Origin of the sequence: Flavobacterium sp. ASW18X, from assembly GCF_005144745.1 — a bacterium.
GTDB lineage: Bacteria > Bacteroidota > Bacteroidia > Flavobacteriales > Flavobacteriaceae > Croceivirga.
The window spans coordinates 64,460-83,552 of record NZ_SWKK01000010.1 but is presented as its reverse complement, the minus strand read 5'-3'; the positions used below and the strand labels follow the sequence as shown (position 1 = coordinate 83,552).

The 19,093-nt window shown below is 34.8% G+C and carries 15 protein-coding genes; 4 read left to right on the top strand and 11 right to left on the bottom strand.

Annotation, left to right across the window (positions count from 1 at the left end):
- From FBT53_RS08300 to FBT53_RS08270, 7 genes are all read right to left on the bottom strand, one after another.
- Positions 1–658 (bottom strand): sugar kinase (locus tag FBT53_RS08300; RefSeq protein ID WP_136950718.1); only part of this gene is annotated, 658 nt, incomplete at its 3' end.
- Positions 659–797: 139 nt separating this feature from the next.
- Complete coding sequence (locus tag FBT53_RS08295; RefSeq protein ID WP_136950717.1) at positions 798–2,084, bottom strand: class II aldolase/adducin family protein; 1,287 nt, start codon at positions 2,082–2,084, stop codon at positions 798–800.
- A gap of 8 nt (positions 2,085–2,092) precedes the next feature.
- Positions 2,093–3,505, bottom strand: coding sequence for a cytosine permease (locus tag FBT53_RS08290; RefSeq protein ID WP_136950716.1), 1,413 nt, complete (start codon positions 3,503–3,505; stop codon positions 2,093–2,095).
- Positions 3,506–3,515: 10 nt separating this feature from the next.
- Complete coding sequence (locus FBT53_RS08285) at positions 3,516–4,667, bottom strand: alpha-hydroxy acid oxidase (protein ID WP_136950715.1); 1,152 nt, start codon at positions 4,665–4,667, stop codon at positions 3,516–3,518.
- 4 nt (positions 4,668–4,671) lie between these two features.
- Positions 4,672–6,045 carry an FGGY-family carbohydrate kinase gene (locus FBT53_RS08280; RefSeq protein WP_136950714.1) on the bottom strand — a complete coding sequence of 458 codons (1,374 nt, stop codon included), beginning with the start codon at positions 6,043–6,045 and terminating at the stop codon, positions 4,672–4,674.
- Between the two features lie 10 nt (positions 6,046–6,055).
- Positions 6,056–7,336, bottom strand: coding sequence for a sugar isomerase (locus tag FBT53_RS08275; protein ID WP_136950713.1), 1,281 nt, complete (start codon positions 7,334–7,336; stop codon positions 6,056–6,058).
- A gap of 70 nt (positions 7,337–7,406) precedes the next feature.
- Complete coding sequence (locus FBT53_RS08270) at positions 7,407–9,506, bottom strand: bifunctional aldolase/short-chain dehydrogenase (protein WP_136950712.1); 2,100 nt, start codon at positions 9,504–9,506, stop codon at positions 7,407–7,409.
- 158 nt (positions 9,507–9,664) lie between these two features.
- Between FBT53_RS08270 and FBT53_RS08265 the strand changes: the two genes are divergently transcribed.
- From FBT53_RS08265 to FBT53_RS08250, 4 genes are all read left to right on the top strand, one after another.
- Complete coding sequence (locus FBT53_RS08265; protein ID WP_136950711.1) at positions 9,665–10,702, top strand: winged helix-turn-helix domain-containing protein; 1,038 nt, start codon at positions 9,665–9,667, stop codon at positions 10,700–10,702.
- 169 nt (positions 10,703–10,871) lie between these two features.
- On the top strand, positions 10,872–13,976 hold the full coding sequence (locus tag FBT53_RS08260) for a TonB-dependent receptor (RefSeq protein ID WP_136950710.1): 3,105 nt from the start codon (positions 10,872–10,874) through the stop codon (positions 13,974–13,976).
- Positions 13,977–13,987: 11 nt separating this feature from the next.
- Positions 13,988–15,559 carry a RagB/SusD family nutrient uptake outer membrane protein gene (locus FBT53_RS08255; protein WP_136950709.1) on the top strand — a complete coding sequence of 524 codons (1,572 nt, stop codon included), beginning with the start codon at positions 13,988–13,990 and terminating at the stop codon, positions 15,557–15,559.
- Positions 15,560–15,575: 16 nt separating this feature from the next.
- A complete protein-coding gene (locus tag FBT53_RS08250) occupies positions 15,576–16,295 on the top strand; it encodes a fasciclin domain-containing protein (protein ID WP_136950708.1) in 720 nt (239 codons plus the stop codon).
- A gap of 332 nt (positions 16,296–16,627) precedes the next feature.
- Here the strand turns inward: FBT53_RS08250 and FBT53_RS16095 are convergent, their stop codons facing one another.
- The 4 genes from FBT53_RS16095 to FBT53_RS08235 form a co-directional block, all read right to left on the bottom strand.
- On the bottom strand, positions 16,628–16,783 hold the full coding sequence (locus FBT53_RS16095) for a hypothetical protein (protein WP_169630336.1): 156 nt from the start codon (positions 16,781–16,783) through the stop codon (positions 16,628–16,630).
- Positions 16,784–17,109: 326 nt separating this feature from the next.
- Complete coding sequence (locus tag FBT53_RS08245; RefSeq protein WP_136950707.1) at positions 17,110–17,820, bottom strand: YebC/PmpR family DNA-binding transcriptional regulator; 711 nt, start codon at positions 17,818–17,820, stop codon at positions 17,110–17,112.
- 72 nt (positions 17,821–17,892) lie between these two features.
- The gene (locus FBT53_RS08240; RefSeq protein ID WP_136950706.1) at positions 17,893–18,171 is read right to left on the bottom strand and encodes a 4a-hydroxytetrahydrobiopterin dehydratase; all 279 of its coding nucleotides are present in this window, start codon (positions 18,169–18,171) and stop codon (positions 17,893–17,895) included.
- A 16-nt stretch (positions 18,172–18,187) separates the two neighbouring features.
- Positions 18,188–19,021, bottom strand: a complete 834-nt coding sequence (locus FBT53_RS08235; RefSeq protein ID WP_136950705.1) for a sugar nucleotide-binding protein — start codon at positions 19,019–19,021, stop codon at positions 18,188–18,190.
- Positions 19,022–19,093 lie beyond the last annotated feature (72 nt).

Genomic DNA, 19,093 nt, shown 5'->3' with positions numbered 1-19,093 from the left:
CTCCTTGAGTAGTAATATCTAAACCTTCTGGTTTAATACCAAAATGCTTTTCTGCATCTTCTTCATTCCCCAAAACAATATCGCAATAGGAAGTAAGCTCAGACATAATTTCTTCGCGCTTAGCATCATCACAATACTTCCAAAGTTTGGCTCTATAATTTAAATCTGTAGAAATGGTAACACCCATATCACTAGCTGCTTTTACCGCTTCTAAACATGCATCTGCTGCACCTTGAGAAATAGCTGGGGTAATACCAGTCCAATGAAACCATTCAACACCTTCAAAGACCGATTTCCAGTCTACCATACCTTTTTCTATTTCTGCCATGGCAGAATGCGCACGGTCATACACCACCTTGCTACCTCTAGATACAGCTCCCGTTTCTAAAAAATAAATACCCAAACGGTCACCACCGTAAACAATCTTATCTGTACCCACACCACGCTTACGCATTTCCATAAGGGCACATTGGCCAATATCATTCTTAGGCAAACGTGTTACAAAATCTACGGGTACGCCATAGTTGGCTAAGGATACGGCAACGTTACTCTCGCCACCACCATAGACCACATCAAAACTATTGGCTTGTGAAAATCTTAAAAACCCTTGAGGGGCCAATCGGAGCATTATCTCTCCGAAGGTTACTACTTTTTTCATTATTTGTTATTCTAAGTTGTTTATTGAATTACTAATTATTTATTGAAATCTATTTTAAAATGGCAAAGTACTCACCACAAAGCATTCTCAGGTTCATTATTGGAGTGATATTGTACATTGTTTCTTAGAATAATTAAGATTACCGTAAAAAAGTGTCTTTCAATTCTTTAATCTGTTGATTATTAATTGGTTTTAAATTGCCAAGAGAAGCCCCCATTACAAGGGATTTAGCACTAAATTCAGCAACTTCTAAGCGGTCAAATGTTTGTAATAACTCATCTCCGGTAATCAAAACACAGTCATTTTTAATAAGTACTGCAGGTTTGGAATCTGTCCAAAGCTTATTTTCTTTATTACTTGTAAAATGATCCCCAAAGGGATATGCTAACAAGTCTTGTAAAAAAATCCAACTCTCGGGAATAGTTCTTACATCTAAATGAACACCAGTAATACTAAATGCCATTAAATATGGAGATTGAGTCATAATAATTGAATTCACATTCGGATTATTACGATATATTTCTTGATGGATGGCTGTGGCCCTACTTGGATATTTACCTTTTTCTCTTGTTCCATTTTTGATTTGAACTATATCATCAAGTTGGATTTCCCATCTAGAAAAATCTCTTGGAGTAATCAAAAAATCATTTTCTTTCCATCTAACAGAAACTGTTCCATAGGAACTTATCATTAACCCTTGTTGGCACGCCCTTTTAACAATGGTACATATTTTAGCTCTTTTTTCTCTCTCTTCAGAAGTGTACTTAGGATTGTTTTTTGTTTCTGTTAACTCAGTAATTTGATTATAAAATGCTTCTATTTGTTCGTTTTTGAGGTAGTTCGGCGTTCCTAACATTTGACCATAAAGTAAGGTACTAGCACAAAATTCTAAGGTTTCGAATCTTTGATAAGCATCGTCAATATCCGAACCGCCTAGAACAATACCGTGATTTTCCATAATTACGGCTTTAAAGCCCTTTTTAAATTCTTCGGCGATTACACTTCCTAAATCTTGACTTCCCGGCAGCTTATATGCTGCATAACCTATAGGCCCACAAATAGTTTTTGCTTGCGGAATTACATTGGTATTTGGAATTTTATGAACAATACTAAAAGATACTAATGCAGGCGGATGTGCATGTATAACCGATTTTAAATCTGGCCTAGTATCGTAGATTGCTTTATGAAATGGAAACTCTGAAGAAGGTTTATGTTTGCCTTCGATGGTTCCATTTAATTTAACGCAAACAATATCGGATGCTCTGAGGGTTCCTTTATCAATTGCTGAGGGTGTTATCCAAACGTTACCATCTTCATCCTTAATAGATATGTTTCCACCAGAGGTCGTTGTCATACCTCTTTTATAAATTCTATCAATAATGATAATTATCTGTTCCCTTGGATGCAAAAGTTCATGAATCCTCATTAGTTGTATTATTTATTCTTTTGAAGTTGTTTACTAAAAACTAAAAATAGTATACCACACAAAACCCAAGCTGGCAGCGTAACAAAAGACAGAAACACATTAAATTGGATTGAAATGAAATAAAATAGTCCAAAGCTAACTACCCAAGCAAGAAATACCGCTTTATTAAATTTTATTCCAGCTTTTTCTGCATAGTTTTTTTCAATGCCTGCTTTAGTATGATAAAAGTGTTCAAATACGATAACGGCTCCGAATGGTGCCAAGATAAACCCATATAATGCCACAAAACCCAATAATTTCATAGCAAACGCTGGAAATAATCCAGCTATTGTAGCTATAGCACCTGCAATAATAGTGACCCAAAATGTTGAAATCTTAGGTATAATTGCTTGGAAAGCTAAACCTGCTCTATAAATTGTAGGGTTGGCTGTAGTCCATCCGGCAAGCACGACTGCAATAATTCCAAAGACACCAATGGCATTATGTGCTAATGGTCCGGGCGCAACAGGTGGGGCTTCACCGTTAGAAAGAAAAGCTTGGGCTTCTGGAGATTTAAGATATACAGCATATAATAATGCTGCTGCTATCCACGCCATGTAATGCCCCACATACATACCAGCGGCAGTAGTCCATCCTGTACTTGATTTTTTTGCAAATCTAAAAACAGACAAATCAGACATACCTATATGCATAGCTGCATTGGCAAACCATGACCAAATTACTACGTGCCAAAAAGTAAATTTAATTTGACCGGGAAAAGGTTCAGAACCTTCTCCCCAAATATTCCAAAAATCTTTAAAACTACCAACACCTAACTGATTAAGGGCAACAAACCCACACGCCACAAAAGCCAAAACAATCACAGGAGACATCCAATTTGCTGCCTTGGATACCGTATCATAGCCTTTTGAAGCAATCAAAGAAATTACGGCACCAATACATATTACAATAATTATCCATGTAGGTCCATTAGGTAAGGTATCTGTAAGTTTAGGCATCTCCATATTAAAGGGTATACCAACTGCGGTTGCAGATACGGTAATCATTGCTCCTGCAAGGAAACAAAAAAGTATACCATTGGCAAGGTTATAACCAACAACTAAATTTTTACCACAAATTTTTTCTAATTGATAGTAGAGCGTTAATCTATTTTTAACGGCAATTTTTGCAGTTAAATAGCGCCAACTTAAAACAGCTAATAAATTACCTAGAAGAAGACCTATAATTAAATCAAAAGCACTAACACCTGCAGTCAAAAATAGGGGGCCAATCATAAACTCTGTACCTGCCGCGTGTTCACCGGCATACATGCCTAGAAAGCTTTTCCAACCTTTGAGTTTAGAAGTTGGTACAGGTTCTCTTTCAAATTCGCCTCCAGCGATTTCCTCAATAATTTCTTCTTCAATGTTGTATTGGCTCATATTAGGTGATTTAGTTGGTAATTAAATGCTTTGGAAGATCTTCAACACGTTCACAACAAAGTTGGTCCATTACTTGTTTAAACTGTGTTTTAAGCATAGTAATAGTATGGTCACCCCCTTGGTTTCCTAGAGCTCCGCATCCATAAAGAAAAGAACGTCCCATAAAAGTGAATTTTGCGCCAGATGCCATAGCTCTGGCAATATCTGGTCCAGAACGTAATCCACTATCCATCATTACTTCAATTTTATCACCATATTTTGGTGCAATTTCAGTTAATGAATTTATTGTTGATTCTGCAGCATCTAATTGTCTGCCACCATGATTGGAAACAATAATACCATCAAATCCTAATCTTATAGCATCTTCGGTATCTTGATTAGAGGCTACGCCCTTTAATACTAGTTTGCCTTTCCATCTATCTCTAATAGGCTTAATGCGCTCTTCATTTAGTCTGCCAGAAAACGTTTTATCCATAAATTGTCCCAACTGTTTAAGATTTAAGCCTTCCGGGGTATAAGGTTTCAACGTCTCAAATGTAGGTTGACCGTGTCTTAAGGTGTTTAAAGCCCATGTTGGCTTACCTAATATTTGTAAGATATTCGCAATTGACATTTTGGGAGGTAAAGCAAGTCCATTTCTTATATCTCTTGGTCGATAACCAAAAGTGGGAACATCGCACAATAAAACTAATACAGGGCATTGTGCCGCTGCCGCTCGATCGATAATATCGTTTCGTATAGCATCTTCAGCCGGATTATACAATTGAAACCAAGCATTTCCGTTGGTTAGTTCACTTGCGCGTTCAATATTCATAGTAGTTACCGTACTAAGAATAAAAGGGATATTGTGCTGATAAGCTGCTTTAGCTAAAATTTCAGGAGAATTTGGCCACATTAACCCTTGTAGACCAACAGGTGCAATACCAAAGGGAGCATCGAACTCCATTCCTAAAACCTTGGTTTTAGTTGAACTAATTCCTTTATTTCTAAGATATCTTGGTTCTAGTTTTACATCCCTAATCTCACTTGTATTTCTAATGATATTAACGTCTTCATTACATCCCCCGTCTAAGTATTCAAATGCAAACTTTGGAATTCGTCTTTGAGCCTTATTTCGTAAATCTTCCAAAGAAGGATATTTCGAGTTAATTTTGTTTGCCATTTTTTTATTTTATTATGAAGGGAACGTGTTTTTTTAGGGAATAATTCTTTCTTAAAAATTTTGAATTTAATTTTGTATCTGAAATTGCGATAGCAGCACCTAAAGCGGAACCCAAAGAAGAATCTGTTGTGCTCAAATCCATATTTCTTAAATAGTGAGAAACTAATTTTATATAAACATCGTTGTCACTAAAACCACCATCAACATAAAGTTTTTCTATAACATCGTTACCTGCTGCTACTTTAATATAATTGACCTGAATTAATACTAATTCAATCATTAATTGATGATAGGCATGTTCAAACTTATTGTAACTAAACTTAGTCCTCTCTGGCATGTTAGGGTCCGTTATGGTCTCCCATTTAAAACAATAACTAAAATCCTTAATGATATCAAAGAAGGTGTCGTAATCAAAACTTACTGATTTATGATATACCTCTGGAAGATTAAAATGTGCTGCTAATTTTTTTACTTGAATACCATATTCATTACCAAGAAAAACTCTGCTAGCTTTCACAGGCTTTCCATTAATCCTCATGTAATTTATACAGTTTTTGGCAATATCTTCTTCATTTAAAGCTTGTTCAGAAAAAGGATTTAGCGCAATACTCCATGTTCCAGTAGATACTAAAATAAATTTATCTTTGATACTCCTAACATAAGGTAAAAGAGCCGCAGAACTATCATGAATTCCTACTCCAATTTTAATTCTTCTACCATTATAGTTCATATTAACACTCGTCTCCGTTGATACAATTTGAGGTAGTTTTCTATGAATTTCTTCTTCGTATACCCATTGATGATAATCTTTTTTATTATAATCCCACAATGCCGTATGGCACCCTATACTTGTATACTCGCTAAGCGCTATTCCTGTAAATATGTAACTTAAATATTGAGGTAGATGTAAGGAAAATTTAATTTTACTATAAATCTTTGGCTTTTTATGCTTTAACCAATAGAGTTGAAAGCCAGAGTTAAGCATTCCATCATTAGCAGATCCAGTACTCTTATAAAATTCCTCAGGAGGACCATATTTACCATAAAATTCTTTTATGATATCTTCGGGTAACGGTTTTGTATAGTTATATAATGGAGTTAATACTTTACCCGATTCATCTAGGTGTACAAGGCTTGCTCCGTAGGTAGAAAAGTTGATAGCTTTTATATTGTGCTTATCAGTATTTAGAATACGCGTAAATACCTCTTTCATCCATGTTTTTAGTGCATCTAAATTCTCTGTTGGATGACCATCTTCATCAACAATTAAATCAAACCTAGCATATTCCCGATAAATTTCTTGGAAATCCTGATTGAATAAAAAAAACTTTTTGTTGGTTTTACCTATATCAAAAACAGCTGTTACCTCCTCCTTCATATCCTATGTATTACAAACCAGTTGCTATCGAAAAAGCCCCCCTTTTTTCAATTAAGTGATTTCTTACATTCAATTCTCTATAAACACTAAGCGGTTTTATGGCACCACCCACGTCTAATCTTGATTTTTCTATTAATGGTCTTACGTCTGTTCTGTAAGCATCTTGCAATAATTCCTGGCATGCAACAACATCATGATTTAGTTGTGCTTCTAATAACTTTTGTTGATCAACAAGTAATGCTTTTGCATAGGCTTCTTGTATTGCCTCTAAAGATTGTATTAAATCTTCTAATGGGTCTTTGATGTTGTGACTTGCATCAATCATCCAAGAGGGATATGGATTAATAGGATTATTCTCCATTCCGTATACCAACGCATTAAAGATTAAAAATAACGAATAGGGCTTTATACTGCCTACTGTTAAATCATCATCACCATATTTACTATCATTAAAATGAAAACCGCCAAGTTTGCCTTTCATCATTAAAGTAGAGACAATCTGTTCTATATTAGTGTTAGGTAAATGGTGTCCTAAATCTACCAATGAATACGCTTTTTCTCCGCAGGCATTAGCTAACATGAAGGATGTTCCCCAATCTTGGATTACTGTACTATAGAAATTTGGTTCATATGGTTTATACTCTATAAATAATTTCCAGTCATTTGGAAGTTCTTTATAAATATGTTTTAAGCTATCTTCTGTATGTTGCAATGCATACTGAAAATTAGTTTGTCCTGGGAAATTGGATCCATCCGCTAACCAAACGGTCAAGCTTTTAGAACCCAATTTATCGCCAATTTTAATAACTTCAATGTTATGGGCGATTGCTTGATCTCTTGAATTTATACTTGTATTTGACAGCGAGCCATATTTATATGATTCTTTAGAATCTGGCTGGTCCTGAAATGTGTTGGAATTGACAGCGTCAAAAACAATATTGTTGGAGTTGGCAATTTCTTTAACAGCATTATAATCTTGGGGAACGTCCCAAGGAATATGTAGCGATATTGCACCAGCTGTACCAGTTAATTTATGAATAATACCAACATCATCAATTTTCTCCTCTAGTGATCTAGGTTCACCACTAAAACCAAACCTGCCAAATCTTGTGCCACCAGCACCTAATGCCCAACTTGGAATGGCTACCTGAAAATCTATTAATTTCCGTATTATAGAATCTACGTTAACCCCTTTTTTTAGCAACGAATCTTTAAGAAAATTAAAATGAACTTCATGTACGTCCTTATAAGATTTATTTATATCTGTTAATTGATTTGGATTAATTTTCATATTTAAGTAAACTATTAAAAAAGCCTCTACATATTAGATGTAGAAGCTTAATATATAAACAATTAAATTATTACCTGACAAAGGCATTGGCCATACCACCGTCAACATTTATAATATTACCAGTAGTTTTATCCAAAATTCCTACGCACGCAAAAACACCATTAGCTATATCTTCAGGATATATTATCTGATTCAATAAATTTCTCTTTGCATAATGTGCTGGTAGCTCTTCTACTGTGATACCATAAGCTTTAGCGCGACCTTCAGCCCAATCTCCTTCCCATATCTTGCTGCCAACTATAACTCCGTCAGGGTTAACAACATTAACTCTAATTTGATCTTTGCCTAATTCTGCTGCAAGTAATCTAGACATATGTTGTTGCGCCGCTTTAGAGGTGCCATAGCCAACATTGTTAGGGCCAGAAACCAATCCGTTTTTACTAGCAATACTTATTATGTCGCCTCCAAAACCTTGTTTCCGCATAATTTCTACAGCTTGTTTTGCTAATTCAAATTGACCTTTTACCAGAACATTTTGTAATAAATCCCAATCTTTTTCAGAGGTTTCTTCGAGCGGTTTTGAGATGGCTAAACCAGCACTATGTACAACAATGTCAACACCTCCAAACTCTAAGCAAGCTTTACTATAAGCTTCTTTTATTGAAGCTGTATTTGTAACATCGCAAACTGCGTAGCTTGCAGTATCTCTTTTGTAGGTGTCAACGGCTTCTTTTAATCTATCCTCAGCAATATCTGTTAAAACAACATTCGCACCTTCTTCCGCAAGTTTGTCCGCTATTGCTTTTCCAATTCCACCTCCAGCACCAGTTATGAAAGCAACCCTCCTAGAAAGTGGTTTTTCCTTTGGCATTCGTTGTAATTTGGCTTCTTCTAATAACCAATATTCAATATCAAATGCTTCTTGCCTTGGCAGTGAAGTATATTCTGATATGGCTTCAGCACCGCGCATAACGTTAATTGCATTAATATAAAACTCACTCGCAACTCTAGTGGTTTGCTTGTTTTTAGCAAAACTAAAGATACCAACCCCAGGATAAATAATTATTACGGGATTAGGATCGCGCATTGCAGGACTATTATCTCTTTTGCATTTTTCGTAATATTCCTTGTATCCTTGACGATATTGTTCAAATTCTGGCTTTAGCTTTTCTAGTACCGTATTAGAATTTGTAAGGTCCTCTGATGTATCTAGTGATAGTACTAGAGGTTGAATTTTTGTGCGTAAAAAATGGTCAGGGCAAGATGTACCCACAGGCGCAAGACGCTCTAAGTCATTACTATTTATGTATTGAAGCACAACATCCGTATCTGTGAAATGTCCAATCATTTGAGCTTCTGAGGAACATAAACCTCTCAATAATGGCATTAATTGCGCAGCTTTAGCAGATCGCTCTTCTTTGGGTAAACTTTTTATTTTTTCACCACCAAATACAGTTCCATTTTCTTCTATTTTCTTTGCAATATATTCAGAAGCCATTTCAATAACTTCTAAACTATTCATATAGCATTCATAAGAGGTGTCTCCCCATGTAAACAAACCATGACTACCAAGTACAATTCCTCTAATTCCCGGGTTATCATTTAAACATTTTTCTAATTGTAAGCCTAAATCAAAACCAGGTCTTTGCCAAGGTACCCAGCCCATAGTATCACCCCAAATTTCTTTAGTTATTTTTTCACTATCCTTGGCTGCGGCAACGGCGATTAAGGCATCTGGGTGTAAATGGTCAATATGCTTAAAAGGTAAAAGACCATGTAATGGAGTATCTATAGAAGGTGCTCTACTATCCAAATCATAGATACAATGATTGAATAATCCGACCATTCTATCCTCATCATCCAATCCTTGATAGACATTTTTTAAGTTTCTAAGTCTTTCTGTATATAATCCTGCAATTCCAGCTCTAGTAAGTGTTCCTATGTCGCCACCAGAACCTTTTATCCACATGACTTCAACCTCTTCATTTGTTAAGGGGTCTTTTTCAATAGTTTTACAACTTGTATTTCCGCCTCCGTAATTGGTAATTCTTAAATCAGAGCCAAGAAGATTAGAACGGTAAAGAAAAAGTTCCACTTGGTTATCACCAAGCTCTAAAGCTTTATTCTCATTCCAGAGATAATCTACGTGTTTAAAAGTTTTTACGGCCATAGTATTTATTTTAATAACTTTTTAACGAAAGTAAATTTACTAACTAATAATGGCGTCCTGTACTATACTGTTAGTCTTAGAAATGCATTAGTAATAGTTTAGAAAAGGTATTTATGCTATTTTGCAGCACTAATAACTAAAACAACTAAGACTGAAAAATGGAAAATATTGAAATTAATGAAGATTCACGCGTCCCAAAATATAAACAGGTGATAGACTCCATTATAAGAAATATAAATAACGGAAATCTTAAAATAGGGCAAAAAATTCCTTCAATAAATGAATTAAGTGAAGAACACCTTCTGTCAAGAGATACTGTAGAAAAAGCATATAGTACCCTAAAGAAAAGACAAATAATAGAATCTGTTAAGGGTAAAGGTTATTATATTTCTAAAACTGATTTATCTATAAAAACAAGTGTTCTATTCTTAATCAATAAATTAAGCACCTACAAGATGAAGATTTTTAACTCATTTGTAAATACATTAGGTGCAGGCACAAATGTTGATTTAGATATTTATCACTGCGAACCCTTGTTGTTTGAAAGTATCCTCAATAAAAAAAAACATCTATATGATTACTATGTGATAATGCCACATTTTAAAAATGAAGAGTTACAACATATGGGGTGTACAGATAATATTCTTAAAGCTATATTATCCATACCAAAAGGAAAGCTTATTATAATGGATCGGAATTTAGATAGCCTGTCTAAAGAGGCTGGTAGGGTATACCAAAACTTTACTGAAGACATTTTTGAGGCTCTAAATTCTGGTGCGCAAAAAATTAAAAAATACAATAAGGTTGTTCTTGCTTATCCCAGTAAGGCGGTATACCCTTATCCTAGTGGTATTGTTACAGGTTTTAAAAGATTTTGCATTATTAACGACTTAAATTTTGAAATACTTGATGAAATTTATGAGGGAATGGAACTGCAAAAAGACGACCTATATATTACTATTGAAGAAAATGATTTGGTTAATCTAGTGAAACAAATAAGGGATAAAAACTTAATTCTTGGAAAAGATGTAGGTATTATATCTTATAATGACACTCCATTAAAAGAATTATTAGGAATTACCGTTGTCACTACAAATTTTGACAGAATGGGCGAATTAGCCGCTCAAATGATACTTGATAATAATTTTATTGAGGTAAAAAATGAATTCAATCTTATAAATAGAAACTCTGTCTAGAACTTATTTTAAAGCTTTTCTCAACAGAACACTACAGGACACTTCGTTAAAATTTGGTTAATATTATTGTTAACGAATAGGCGTGTTTAAAGAAATTTTGTTTCACAGTTCGTAGCAAAATGACCTTTATTCTTGCTGAATTTATTAACTAACAAAAACTAAATTTTACATGAAAAGGATGTTTAACAAAAAATCTAGCAAACACCGGTTAGATTTAATGTTGGCTGTAGTTGTGATGCTTGTAATAAGTATTAATAGTTACGGGCAGATTAGCAATGTATCCGGTAAGGTTACTGACCCTGATGGAGAACCGATACCAGGGGTGAATGTTGTGCAAAAGGGTACTACCAATGGTATTTCAACTGATTTTGATGGTAATTACACCATAAACTTAATCGAAGGCTCTAGAACACTTATATTTTCTTACATTGGTTTTGATACCAAAGAAGTTAAAGTTAACTCTTCATCGCTAAGCGTTGTCCTGAAGCAAGATACGCAAAGCTTAGATGAGGTGGTAATCATTGGTTATGCCAAGGTGTCAAGAGAAAAAGTGCTTGGTGCATTATCTACTGTCAAATCAGAAAAATTAGCAGAAGTAACTCCAACGAATGCATTTGAAGGGGTTCAAGGTAGATTAGCAGGGGTGCAAATTGCAAGTAATGGAGGTCCTGGAGCTGGGTTTGACATTAAGGTAAGAGGTACTTCTACATTTAGTGCTGGTGGTACCGGTCCGTTGTACGTTGTTGACGGTCAACAATTGGATAATATTGATAATATTGACCCTAACGATATTGCTTCTTTAGAAGTATTAAAAGATGGTGCAACAACTGCAATTTATGGTACAAGGGGTGCTAACGGTGTTGTTTTAATCACAACAAAATCAGGTAAAAAAGGAGAAGTTAGTGTTGATGTAAATGTTGTTACCGGCGTAAATTCTTTAAACGGTGCAATACCGGTTGCAAATACCAGACAACGGTTGTTTTACGAGGATGTAAGAAGAACAGAAGCGCAAAGGCAAAATCCAATTGGAGCACAAAGAGATTCTTTAAACTTGCTTTACAGAAATTCTTTTGATCTTCAAGATTTAATTACTAGAGCTGGTTTTAGAAATCAGGTTAATGTAGCGGTTAGCGCAGGTAATGAAAAATCAAGAGCGTACTGGAATACTGGTTTTTTAAACGAAGATGGTATTGTGGTAAATAGCAATTTCAGAAGAATAAATACACGTCTTAAAATTGATTTCATGCCAAGTAAAAAACTAACCTTTGGCACTAATTTTAATGCTTCGTTTGAAGAATTCAATGGATTGAGTGAAAATCAAGTATTTCAACAACTAGTAGAACGTATTGCTTATTTTCCTGTGCTTGAGCCAAATGGAGACTTTACTCCTGAAATCGCAGGTAGACAAAATCCCTTAGCAGAAGCAAATCTAAGAGAACTTAGACTCCGAACATGGAGAGGACAGAGTTTTAGTTTTGCACAATATGAGCTATTGCCTTCTCTTACTTTAAAGTCAACATTAGGTTTAAATTTTAGATTACGTAGAAATAATGATTTTCAACCACTGTTAGTTTTAAATCCAAGAAACACCAATCCATTAGCAAGTTTTAGAGATCGTATTGATTATGATATTCAACAAGAAAACTTCGTCAATTACACTAACGAGTTTGGTAAGCACAGTGTTTCTGCGTTTGCAGGTATGCAAATTTTAAAGAGATATCAAGAAGAATTTGGTATTTCTAATGCATTATTTGTTTCTGAAGATATAAGAACTTTTAATAATGCTGATCCAGACGGATTAGGAATAAATTCAGGTCAGACATTTAATACAAGAAGTAATCTATACTCTCTGTTTGCTGGGTTTAATTATGATTTTGATAACAGATATTTAATAAGCGCCACCCTTAGAAGAGATGGTTCTTCAAGATTTGGAGAAAACAAAGAGTTTGGTTATTTCCCATCGGGTTCGATTGGCTGGAGGGTAAGTAATGAACCTTTTCTAAAAGGTAATACAGTATTAAACAATCTATTACTTAGAGCTAGTTATGGTGAAACTGGTAATGACAGAATAGGTGATTACGAATTTACATCAGCTTTAGTTCCAGGGGCTATATATGATGGTATCAGTGGGGTGCAACCTACCAGGTTAGGAAACCCTAATCTAAGCTGGGAAAGTACAAATGCCACTAACATTGGTTTTGATTTGGGTATGTTCAGAAATCGATTAACAATCAATTTTGATGTTTGGAGAAAAGATACTGAAGACCTTTTAGCTAACGTTCCATTGCCAGAAGAATCAGGTTTTAGTTCAATAAGACAAAATGTAGGTGCAGTACGTAACCAAGGAATCGATTTAAATGTTGGCGGTACTATTATTAAGGCACCCAACTTTCAGTGGAATAGTAATTTCAATATTAGTTTTCAAGAGAATGAAGTTACTAAGTTAGCTGGTGGCACACCTTTTCAATCGGGAGATTATATTATAGAAGAAGGACAGCCAATAGGTAACATTTTTGGATTTAAGAATTTAGGTGTTTTTCAATACGATGAGTCTAATGCCTTTACAGATGAAGGGGTACAATTAACCCCAAATTTTGACGCAGATGGGGAGTTTACCAATTACACCTTAAACGGTCAAGAATTCACGGGTGATGTAAATCAAATAAGAAACGATGGTAGAGTAGCCCAAGGCGGTGATATTATCTGGGATGATGTAGACGGCGATTTTGTTATCACTAATGAAGACAGACAAGTTATTGGTAACGGTTTGCCTACAGCTTTTGGAGGCTTTAACAACGATTTCACGTATAAGGATATCTCGTTAAGTTTTCTGTTCGATTTTACTTTGGGCAATGACACTTGGAGACGTTGGGATGAATTGCGAAACGATTTGAATTCTGCTAATGAAACTCCTGGGCCAGACCGTATTGAAGGTTCATGGCAAAATCCTGGTGATATAACTGCTTACCCTAGATTAAATAGAGTTCCACAGAACAGAGATAGACCTAATAGTTTTTATGTAACAGATGGTAGCTTTATAAAGTTAAGGTTTGTAAGGTTAGGTTATAATGTTCCACAATCTGCATTAGACAGATTAGGCTTTTTAAAGAAATGTTCATTCTTTATTTCAGGAAATAACTTGTTAACATGGACAAATTACCCTGGGTACAACCCAGAATTAGGTACACGAGGTAATCCACTACAACCAGGTTTGGATAATCTTAGATTTCCGAATGATCGTGAAGTAATATTTGGAATGAATCTTAAATTTTAAACTGTATTACAATGACAACTTTTAAAATAAGAAAATACACAAAATTTATTCTTGCGGTAACCATTCTATTTATGGGTGTTACTTCTTGTGAAGAATTGGTGGATGAATCCCCAATTAGTGAAATTGATCCAGAAAACTTTTTTAACAACAACAATGATGCACTTGCAGCTGTAATTGGTATCTATGATGCTATGCAACCTGCTTTTAGAGTTAAGCATTATTTATGGGGTGAATTTAGGGGAGATAGCTACATCAACGGTAATGATGGAGCAAACGCAAATAATATTGAACTTACATCTAATGATGTTACTTCTGGTAATTCACCTGCTTTAAGATGGGATAATTTTTATACCATGATAAATAGGGCAAATGAGGCAATCGTAAATATTCCAACAATAGAAGGATTTGATGCAAACCTATTAGCTGAAGCTTATGCTTTAAGGGCATATGCGTACTTTCAGGCAGTTAGAGTTTGGGGTTCAGTACCAGTATTCACTGAGCCTACAAGGTCACCTGAAGATCTACAGAAAGAAAGAACGTCAGCAACAACAATTATCAATGAAATAATTATTCCAGACATGCTTGCTGCCGAGGCAAACATGGATATCGGTCGAATTTCGGACCCTTTTCGGTTTTCTTTAACCAGTATTTGGGCTTTACAAGCAGATGTATACGGTTTTTTAGGAGAGGATGTGAACGCAAAAGAAGCGCTAGAAAAGATTATTAATAGTAATCAGTTTCGTTTAGCAAATTCTCCTGAAGAATGGCAAGATATGTTCTTAAATGATAATGGTGATCCGTTTGATGCAGATTCTGAAAGTGATGGTCCTTTCAAAGTAATGCAAGGTCCAGAATTAATGATGTCTATTAAATTTAGTTTAGATGAAAGTCAAGGTAGTGGTAATGCTAATAGATCAGGTATTTTTTCATTGTTTTTTGCAGGTATACCTTCTTTCACTTTATCACCAGCTTTAGAGAATAAATGGAGAGAAAAATTTCCAATAGATTCTACTTTATGGGTAACAAAATATCCTGATACAGACCCTATTTTAACCAATCCAGAAACCGGAAATTTTGTGTATGGTGATTATCGCTACTATCTATGTAGAGAAGGTTTTACAAATCTCGAATCAAAAGGTGTGGGTAATGCCCGTTTAGCTAAATATAATAAAACTAATTACAATGCAGGTCTAGATGATTCCGATATAGTACTTTATCGTTACGCTAATGTTATTTTATATTTGGCTGAAATTGAAAATCGATTGGGAAATGATGCCGAGGCATTGGCACTCATCAACCAGTTTAGAACAGCACGGCAACTGCCTTTGGTTGAAGCTTCTGAATTTGGTGCTACTGTTGAGGAACGAGAACTCTATATTTTAGATGAAAGACATTTAGAACTTATTGGAGAAGGTCAAAGATGGTGGGATTTACGCCGAACTAATAGAGCACTAGAGATATTGAATCCTATATTAGATACCTTATCTACGGGTACACCTCTTACACAGGAGCGATTATTGTTTCCAATCTTTGATGAGCATTTGGTGGAAAATCCCTTGTTAGAGCAAACACCTGGTTATTAATTAAAAAGTTATTAAAATGAAATTTCTTATTAATAAATTGAAAGCGATAACCGTGTTAACCATAGCGTTAATTACAGTCGGTTGTGATTTAGAGCTTCAGGAAAGATTTGTATTTGAACCTGAGGTGAATTTAGAAGACCCTTATAAAGACATTACTGCTTGGCAGTTTTTAAGTTCTAGTCAAGTTAATAATCAATTTAATGAAGACGGTGCATTAATAGGTGATAATTATGATTACATGTCGGCTGCTATAGAAGCTGCAGGTTTGGTTGATGAGTATAATACTCCTAATGATGGCAGAACATTTTTAATGTTGAATAATAATGCGTTTCTAGGTAATGGAGATGTAATAGCTTTAGTTACTGGTAGCCCAGATATAGAAGAAGGGGAAACTCCAGCAGAGGTAATGGCACGAGCAGATTTAGATGTACTTAGACTTGTATTACGCTACCATATAATATCAACTTATATAACTCAAAATGACCCTCTAGTTGAATTTGGAGTGAATTATACATTTCAAACTTTGATACCTGGTGAAGATGGTAAGATAGTTTTAAGAAGGGATGATAGACTACGTGTAGATATCAATAGAAATCCTGCTCCATTACCAAGCACTGCTACAGGAGGTGGTAATAATGAACGAATCAGAAATTACAATTATGTTTTTAGCAATGGTATAGGGCATAGCATTAATGATCCAGTTAGAAATAAGCCCTACCCAAAACCCAACAATTAAATTAGAGTAAGTTAGTTTATTTGAGTTAGAAAAAATCCTCCATGATACTTAGTTATTTATGGAGGATTTTTAATTTATTCTGAAAGATATTTGATTGTCGATTTCCTGATGCTTTCTTCTCTTTTTGCAAGAGTCAAAATATGTTTTATACTGTTGGTATAGGTCCATTTATGTTCTGTGAATCAAAGTATTCGCTTTAATATTTAACAACTCTTATATAAGGTTCAATGAACATATTGTTTATCGCTATTTTCTTATCGTCCAAACTCAATTTGACTAAACGGTGAAATACTTCGAAAAAAAAATTGCTTCTTTCTAAGGTTTCGTAAAAGTTAGGGATATACTTTATTTATACGCGTTATTTCACCAATAGGCTTATATTTTTTAGATAAAATGGCTTTTAGCTCTATTTTCTTGTAATATACATGGTCTAAATGCTTTTGGTTGATTCCGCATTTTTTTTCATGGTATGCTAAATGTACATTCATTGGCACCCTTTAAATAGTGGTCGGAGTAGTGCTCGTTCATCCAATGTATGAACTCTAGGTTCAGTCGGGTCTCACCCTTGGGTTTGTAATGATTATAGGACGGTGCAATTGTAAAGTTTGCTCTTTTTTAAGATACTTAGATTGGAATGATTATCCTCAAGTATTTATCTTTATTCCCTTAGGGTTTTTAGTGCAAGGCGAATTTTATATAATAGAGCTCCACTTTTGCTTGCTCATTATCTTTAAAAACAATTACAAAGGATTATAAAAAATAAAACCCTATGTAAAATAGGGGTTTATGCTAGTATTGTAAGGTGCTCCAGAGATTACTCTTGCATGGTATGATATACGTTTTGTACATCATCATCTTCTTCAATTTTTTCTAAAAGCTTTTCTACATCTGCTACTTGCTCTTCATTTAAAGCTTTAGTGACTTGTGGTATACGTTCAAAACCAGAAGACAGTATTTCTATCTCCCTAGATTCCAACTCTTTTTGGATGTCACCAAAACTTTCAAAAGGGGCATAAATAAGAATTCCATCTTCATCTACAAACACCTCTTCTGCTCCAAAATCTATCATTTCTAACTCTAGCTCTTCTGGGTCTAATCCTTCTGCATTAATTCTAAAATTACAGGTATGATCAAACATAAATTCTACCGAGCCAGAAGTGCCTAAACTACCATTACACTTATTAAAGTAACTTCTAATATTAGCTACGGTACGTGTGTTGTTATCGGTAGCGGTTTCTATTAATATAGCAATGCCGTGTGGGGCATAGCCTTCAAATAGAACTTCCTTGTAATCTCCCTGACTTTTATCAGAGGCTCTTTTAATGGCTCTTTCAATATTGTCTTTAGGCATGTTCACAGATTTGGCATTCTGTATAACAGCTCTTAATCTAGAGTTGGCATCCGGGTCAGGGCCACCTTCTTTTACTGCCATTACTATGTCCTTGCCAATTCTGGTAAACGCTTTAGACATCGCTGCCCAGCGTTTCATCTTTCTGGCTTTTCTAAACTCAAAAGCTCTTCCCATGTTTACAATATCGTTTTTTAGATAGCGACAAATTTAATCAAACCCATACAAGAAATACAAATTACTTAGCTCTTAGCTAAGTTCTTCTATACACTGGGCTAGTTTAATGTCTTTTATTGTGATGCCATCAGCATCATGCGTGTTCAATTTAATAGTAACCCTGTTATATACATTCTCCCAATCTGGGTGGTGGTTTTGTGCTTCACATTCAAACGCAATACGCGTCATAAATGCAAATGCAGCTTTAAAATCTGCAAACTCATATTTTTTAAGAATTACCTCACCATTGTAAGCCCAACCGTTAAGTGTTTCTAGAGCAATTTCTATTTCTTTAGCGTCCATTTTTTTCATAGCCCTAAGGTAACTATTATTCTATTGGCAAATGATGGTCAATCACTTCTTGATAAGTAAATTGAAGATTTTTAGGCAACAAATGATCTTTGGGTAAGGCAGCTAGATAACGGTCGTTATTGGTAGTGTATACCTTTTTAAATATAGGATGAAAATTGCCTAAATTCTTAATGGTTTCTTTAACAAAATCTTCGTGATGAACTAAATCTTTGCTACCCAAATGAAATATACCGTACAAATCTTGATTTATAATAAAATGAATTTGCTGCGTTAGCTTATCATCATCTATAACATTGGTAATAAGGTTAGGAAAAACTTCTATAGGTTCTTGCTCTTGCAGGGCTGTTTTTAGCTCTTTTAAGCGGGGAGAGGCATTGCCATACACCATTGATACGCGTAAAATTGCCATCTTATATTTAGGAATACGCATAAGCATATTCTCTATTTTAATTTTTAATTTTCCGTAGATACTTTCTGATAAAGTTTTATCGTACTCGTAAGAGGGGTATTTGCTATAGGCGTCAAATACATTAGCAGAAGAAATAAACAGTAAGCGCGCTTCATTTTCTTCTAGGTATTCTACTACATGTTGGTGTGCAATAATCTGAGATGCAAAATCGCCTCGTACCGCAGAGATTATAATGTCTGGCTTTATTTTTTCTAAAAGCGGAAATATATCATCTTCCACCATATTGTAAGGATAAAATTGTTGATTATCCTTAAAGGAAGGATTGGTGCAATAGGTGCCATAAGTGTCAAAATACCCCCTGAGTTCTTTATACAAGGCATTACCAATAAAACCACTGCCGCCTAAAATCAATATTTTTTTTCCTTTATCTCTGCTCCTCAAATCCTCTTGGTCGTTAATTAAAAAACAAACATCCTATCTTTTACAAAGGTAGGATGCTTTATTAAAGTGTTT

Excerpts from the sequence above, each read along its gene's own strand:
- FBT53_RS08275 (WP_136950713.1), bottom strand. The coding sequence starts at position 7,336 with ATGAAAATTAATCCAAATCAATTAACAGATATAAATAAATCTTATAAG.
- FBT53_RS08285 (WP_136950715.1), bottom strand. The coding sequence starts at position 4,667 with ATGGCAAACAAAATTAACTCGAAATATCCTTCTTTGGAAGATTTACGA.
- FBT53_RS08240 (WP_136950706.1), bottom strand. The coding sequence starts at position 18,171 with ATGAAAAAAATGGACGCTAAAGAAATAGAAATTGCTCTAGAAACACTT.
- FBT53_RS08260 (WP_136950710.1), top strand. The coding sequence starts at position 10,872 with ATGAAAAGGATGTTTAACAAAAAATCTAGCAAACACCGGTTAGATTTA.
- FBT53_RS08270 (WP_136950712.1), bottom strand. The coding sequence starts at position 9,506 with ATGGCCGTAAAAACTTTTAAACACGTAGATTATCTCTGGAATGAGAAT.
- FBT53_RS08245 (WP_136950707.1), bottom strand. The coding sequence starts at position 17,820 with ATGGGAAGAGCTTTTGAGTTTAGAAAAGCCAGAAAGATGAAACGCTGG.
- FBT53_RS08265 (WP_136950711.1), top strand. The coding sequence starts at position 9,665 with ATGGAAAATATTGAAATTAATGAAGATTCACGCGTCCCAAAATATAAA.
- FBT53_RS16095 (WP_169630336.1), bottom strand. The coding sequence starts at position 16,783 with ATGAATGTACATTTAGCATACCATGAAAAAAAATGCGGAATCAACCAA.
- FBT53_RS08280 (WP_136950714.1), bottom strand. The coding sequence starts at position 6,045 with ATGAAGGAGGAGGTAACAGCTGTTTTTGATATAGGTAAAACCAACAAA.
- FBT53_RS08295 (WP_136950717.1), bottom strand. The coding sequence starts at position 2,084 with ATGAGGATTCATGAACTTTTGCATCCAAGGGAACAGATAATTATCATT.
- FBT53_RS08250 (WP_136950708.1), top strand. The coding sequence starts at position 15,576 with ATGAAATTTCTTATTAATAAATTGAAAGCGATAACCGTGTTAACCATA.
- FBT53_RS08255 (WP_136950709.1), top strand. The coding sequence starts at position 13,988 with ATGACAACTTTTAAAATAAGAAAATACACAAAATTTATTCTTGCGGTA.
- FBT53_RS08290 (WP_136950716.1), bottom strand. The coding sequence starts at position 3,505 with ATGAGCCAATACAACATTGAAGAAGAAATTATTGAGGAAATCGCTGGA.